Raw genomic sequence first — 4,646 nt, 5'->3', positions numbered from 1 at the left:
AAGTTATTGAAAGATCGCCCGTAATTCACTCCTCGTCTTGATCGGGAGATTGGCATGAGATTTGACTGTCTTACTTCGCACCCGTGAAGCTGACGAGTCGGTTGGACAGAAGGAGAAAATAGAGTGCAGCGAGATTACATTCCAGATCATGTTCCGTCCGCGTTGGTGAGGGACTTCAGTCTGTTCACATCGCCCGGCATGGCACCAACAGCGAATGGAGACCCTCACGCAGCTGTTGCTCGCGTCCATGGAGAGCCCCACATTTTCTATTCCCCCTATAACCCGCGGGATGGACGGGGTACCTGGGTAATCACTCGCGCGCGCGACCAGCGCAAGGTGCTAGAGGATATCGAAACCTTTTCCAGCCATCGCAGCATCTTCTCCTCCGCACTCGGCGAAGACTGGCCGATGATCCCGCTCGAGCTCCAGCCACCCGACCATGGTATCTTTCGTGCACTCCTAGATCCGCTGTTCACCCCTAGGCGAGTGATGGCATTGGAGCGGAATGTCCGTAAGCAAGCGAGTGCGCTGATCAATTTGGCGATGAGCGCACGCGCGGTTCGTCGGGCCGCGACAAACGCATGTTTGTGCAGTGCTTTGGATTGTGCGTACCGGCTCGCCCTGGCGTGACCTGCCGGAAGTGTTCGGCGAGTGGAACAGCGTCTACCGGTGTTTCAGCCGCTGGAGCGAGAAGGGCATCTGGTGGCGCATGTTCGACGCGTTAACGGACGATCCAGACTTCGAATTCCTAATCGTTGATTCCACCATCATCCATGTCAATCGGGACGCCACCGGCACAAACAAGGGGCTGAAGATCAAGCCCTTGATAGGCTGGATGCCGCTTTTCGGGGTCGTTGCCGATGGCACCCGGTGAGGTGCGAAAGCCGCCGTTCCAGTTGGTGGAGCGATCATCCGTATAAATGCAATTGGAAGTGAAACCCGTTGAGGAGGAGTGAAACAAATGAGTAATCGTTTACTTTCTATGCTCGTAGCATCCGCGGCGCTGGGATTCGCCATAAGTCCGGCCGAATCAAAGACCGTCATCCAGGTCATGCATCAGGGCGATCCCGATACGGTTTCGGCCTGTGGCGCGGTGGCCAAACGCTTCGAAGAGGCTAATCCGGACGTGGATATCGAACTGATCTACGCGCCGCACGACGCCTATAACGAGAAGTTCAGCGCCGCCGTCATGTCCAAGCAGATGCCTGACATCGTGGAGCTCGACGCGCCGTTTCTCGCAAACTACGTCTGGTCCGGCTACCTGCAGAAAATCAAACCTTTGATCGATCCGGGTGTCCTCGACGACATGACAGACTCCAACATCGCCCAGGGCACCTATCCCGTCGACGAGGAGCTCTATGCGCTCGGCCTGACGGACTCCTCGGTCGTCCTTTACGGCAACAAAAAGTATCTCGAAGCGATTGGCGCCCGGATTCCCAAATCCGTCGATGACGCATGGACGCGAGAGGAGTTCGAAGGCTACCTCGAAAAGCTTTCGAACCTCGAAGACGTCAAATGGCCGATCGACACGTTTCGCGGCTACGGCATCAAGACCGAATGGATCACTTATGCCTATAGCCCGATCCTACAATCGCCAGGCTGCGACCTGATCGACCGGAAGACCTGGAAATCCGTGGGAACGCTCGACAGCGAACCTTGCGTCGATGCGCTGAGGTTGATGCAGACTTGGGTCAAGAACGGCTGGGTCGTGCCGCAATCCTCCGGTACCAACCAGTTCTACGCCGAAGGACATCCGGCTGCTCTCGCGCTCGGCGGCCATTGGGTCTACGCGGAAGCCGCCGCCTCGATGAAGGATGACATTGTCGTCATGCCGCTGCCCAAATTCGGACCGAAGGGCGCAAGTCCGAACGGCACTTGGATCTGGGCCATCACCACGGCCTCCCAGCAGGTGTCAAAGACGGCGATCGCCAGGCCGCCGCATCCGGCCTATCCGATGATCACCTCCACCTTCATGCAGGCAGTCGACGAGATCTTCAATGGCGGCGACGTCAAGACGGCGCTGACGGCCGCGGCCGAGAACATCGACGAGGACGTCGAAGACAACGACGGCTACCCACCGTTCGACGAACAGCAATGAAGGTTGATCAATGACACGTCATGCAAAACCCGCTTCGCTTCCCGATGACGACATCGAGACGCTGAGCGCCGTCCTTCCTGCTGGTGCCACGCTGCATGCGTTGCTGAAGGCCGTCCATGCGGGAATCCCGCCGAGTTAAGTATACAAGCTGATTCTGACAAAGTTGAAGATTGGTCCGATCGCTGACGACAAGACCGGTGAAGGTGTCGATGGAATTGCCCGCGCAGCTCCATCGCGATCTCACCGCCTATGCCGAGGTGCTGGTTCGCCTGATCGCGGCTGTGCTGGAGCGCTTCATTGCCTCGGATCGGGGGTTCGCGAAGGCACGCCGCATCTCGATCTAAATTCTTCCAGAACGTGTATGCTTATGGGATCAATCGTCGACGACGGGTTCCGGCAGCCTCTCTTTCACAACCAAGACGAACCGTTACTCTCCGTGTTGCGCGCTTCCAGTAGGAGGGATCAGCTGAGACAAGGCCCGAGCGTTGGGGAAGACTTTCCTCTAACGGGCGACGGCAGTCATTGACTTTTCCGGCCATTGGCCGTACATAAAAGCCAAGGAGAATGATGATGGCCCAAACTACAAACCCGCTGCGCGGCCGGGTCCGTGGCGAGCGTCTAGAGACGCGCGTTACGGCCGACCAGAAAAATCTTATTGAGCGCGCAGCGGCCCTTCAGGGCCGGACGGTGACCGATTTCGTATTGTTCAGCGTCCAGGAGGCCGCCCACCGGGCGATCGAGGAGCATCAACGTCTGGACCTGTCGGTCCGTGACAGCAAGACCTTCATCGAGGCGTTGCTCAATCCGCAACCGGTAAACGCCCGTCTGCACGACACCGTGCGCCGCTATCGCCAGGCGACTGGCGTCTGACGGGTGGGGGTCGAAGAAACACTGCGGGTAGAAATTCTCGGCTCGCAGCACGACAGGTCCGCATTCGACAGCGGCGTAGAGCCGCTCGATCGGTATTTCCGCGTTCAGGCAGGTCAGGACGCGCGCAAGAACATGGCGGCTCCCTTCGTGCTGGTTCTGGCGGATGGGACGGTGGCTGGCTACTACACCCTTTCATCGATGGCAGTGAATCTCGGGGACCTGCCGGAAAAGATAGTTAGGAAACTTCCGCGCTATCCGCTACTTCCGGCAACCCTTCTCGGCCGCCTCGCGGTCGATCGGCACCATCAAGGCAAGGGGTTTGGCCGGTTTCTGCTTGCGGACGCCCTTTTTCGGGCGGTCAAAAGCGAGATCGCCTCCTTCGCTGTGATCGTTGACGCCAAGGATGACATTGCGCGCCGATTCTACGAGCGCGAAAGCTTTTTGCCGTTTCCCGACCAGCCGATGAAGCTGTTTCGGCCGATGGTGGATATCGAACTGCTCTTCAAATAAGAAAGAAAGCGCGAGGAAGGATGGCATTCTGGAAAGGTCGTGGGGCGGCGAAGGAAAACATCAGACTTCTTGAGGCGGCCAAGACCTGGCGGCGCTGTGCCAACGGGTGCCTAAGTGCGTGATCTGTCACCCGCGAAGCTGGTAGAGCCCACGACCGAGTCTCGTCACGACGTGTCTGTCGCGCAAGCCTCGGCGTCTAGAGTTTCGATCCGGTGGTCCAGACGGTCATCAACCGCAACCAGACTTTCGAGCAGACGGAGACCGCCGTCCAGCAATTGCGAAAAGGCCGGCATCGGCAGCATCAACTTCGACCTGATCTATGGCTTGCCGTATCAGGCTGTCGTATCCTGTATCGATACCGCGCAGACTGCCGTCCGGTTGCGACCCCTACGGCTATGCAAGTGTGTCGAAAATGAAGCCGTCCCCGGAGCCTATGCGCAACGGATTGCTTCGGGCATCCTGGCCACCGTGAAGAGGTATTGCTTGACCGGCAGGATCGATTTCGGGAGGCTCTGATAGAGCGGCTGATGTGTGATTTCGCCGTCGACCTCAATCGTCTTGGTGAGCGTTTTGGCCATGAAGCCCCAATGCGCGCTTCGCCGACTGCGCGCCGGCTGCCCCCTCTGTCCGATATCGTTGAGTTTGCTGCCGGTGAGCATAAAGCAGCAGCAGCGACGACCTCGAAGAAAGGCGCCGGCGTCTCGTAATCGCTCGACGTCTTAGCGGTGGGAATATATCAATCCATAGCTCGGCGGCACCGTGGTACCGGCGGCAAGCTCGTTGGGAAGACACACGGAGACGAACTCGTCGTCAGCAAGATTGCTTCCGGTGACCGCCTTGGCATTAAGGCTCGTGGGTTTTGAGTTTTCACCTTTGGCCTTTTCGATCGTCCAGTAGGATTTGGGCATGCGGTTGACCGAGAGAATGCTTTCCCGAAATTTGAATGCGTGAATGATTTCAGTTCTCCGCGGCTGGTCCGATGAGCATCGGGATAGCCGGCTTGGCTAGTGCCTGCCCCTGTGTGAATTCACGTCACGGCCGGGTGGATCGTTGGCGCGCGAAACCGCATGACGCTTACCTTCTTGTATTCCGTACCGCAACATTTTGTCGGATAGCACTTAACGTGCCAAAGAAAATAGGTCTCAATTATACCAACGTGAGCGGTTTG

General features: G+C 57.9%; 5 protein-coding genes and 4 pseudogenes. 8 read left to right on the top strand and 1 reads right to left on the bottom strand.

From position 1 onward, the window contains the following. Positions 1-123 precede the first annotated feature (123 nt). The 8 genes and pseudogenes from LPU83_RS73885 to LPU83_RS75325 all read left to right on the top strand — a co-directional run. Positions 124-537, top strand: a pseudogene (locus tag LPU83_RS73885) (cytochrome P450); the annotation flags it as partial. A 2-nt stretch (positions 538-539) separates the two neighbouring features. Beyond that, positions 540-831, top strand: a pseudogene (locus tag LPU83_RS37775) (transposase); the annotation flags it as partial. 130 nt (positions 832-961) lie between these two features. After that, entirely contained in the window at positions 962-2,098 is a 1,137-nt protein-coding gene (locus tag LPU83_RS37770; RefSeq protein ID WP_024319138.1) for an ABC transporter substrate-binding protein, read from the top strand. Between the two features lie 10 nt (positions 2,099-2,108). Further along, the gene (locus LPU83_RS75065) at positions 2,109-2,237 is read left to right on the top strand and encodes a hypothetical protein (RefSeq protein ID WP_258579824.1); all 129 of its coding nucleotides are present in this window, start codon (positions 2,109-2,111) and stop codon (positions 2,235-2,237) included. Between the two features lie 15 nt (positions 2,238-2,252). Next, positions 2,253-2,442: pseudogene (locus LPU83_RS37765) on the top strand (DUF2274 domain-containing protein). A gap of 220 nt (positions 2,443-2,662) precedes the next feature. Further along, positions 2,663-2,968: a type II toxin-antitoxin system TacA family antitoxin gene (locus LPU83_RS37760; RefSeq protein WP_176703669.1), complete on the top strand. Its 306-nt coding sequence runs from the start codon at positions 2,663-2,665 to the stop codon at positions 2,966-2,968. A 3-nt stretch (positions 2,969-2,971) separates the two neighbouring features. Continuing rightward, the gene (locus tag LPU83_RS37755; protein WP_024319136.1) at positions 2,972-3,478 is read left to right on the top strand and encodes a GNAT family N-acetyltransferase; all 507 of its coding nucleotides are present in this window, start codon (positions 2,972-2,974) and stop codon (positions 3,476-3,478) included. A gap of 173 nt (positions 3,479-3,651) precedes the next feature. Beyond that, a pseudogene (locus tag LPU83_RS75325) lies at positions 3,652-4,068 on the top strand (hypothetical protein); the annotation flags it as partial. Positions 4,069-4,197: 129 nt separating this feature from the next. On the opposite strand, the gene LPU83_RS37745 reads toward LPU83_RS75325, so the two are convergent. Next, entirely contained in the window at positions 4,198-4,386 is a 189-nt protein-coding gene (locus LPU83_RS37745) for a hypothetical protein (protein WP_024319135.1), read from the bottom strand. Positions 4,387-4,646: the final 260 nt, after the last annotated feature.

It is taken from the genome of Rhizobium favelukesii (genome assembly GCF_000577275.2).
Taxonomy (GTDB): Bacteria; Pseudomonadota; Alphaproteobacteria; order Rhizobiales; family Rhizobiaceae; genus Rhizobium; species Rhizobium favelukesii.
Note: the sequence above shows the minus strand (reverse complement) of the source record. Positions and strands in the feature narration are given on the sequence as shown.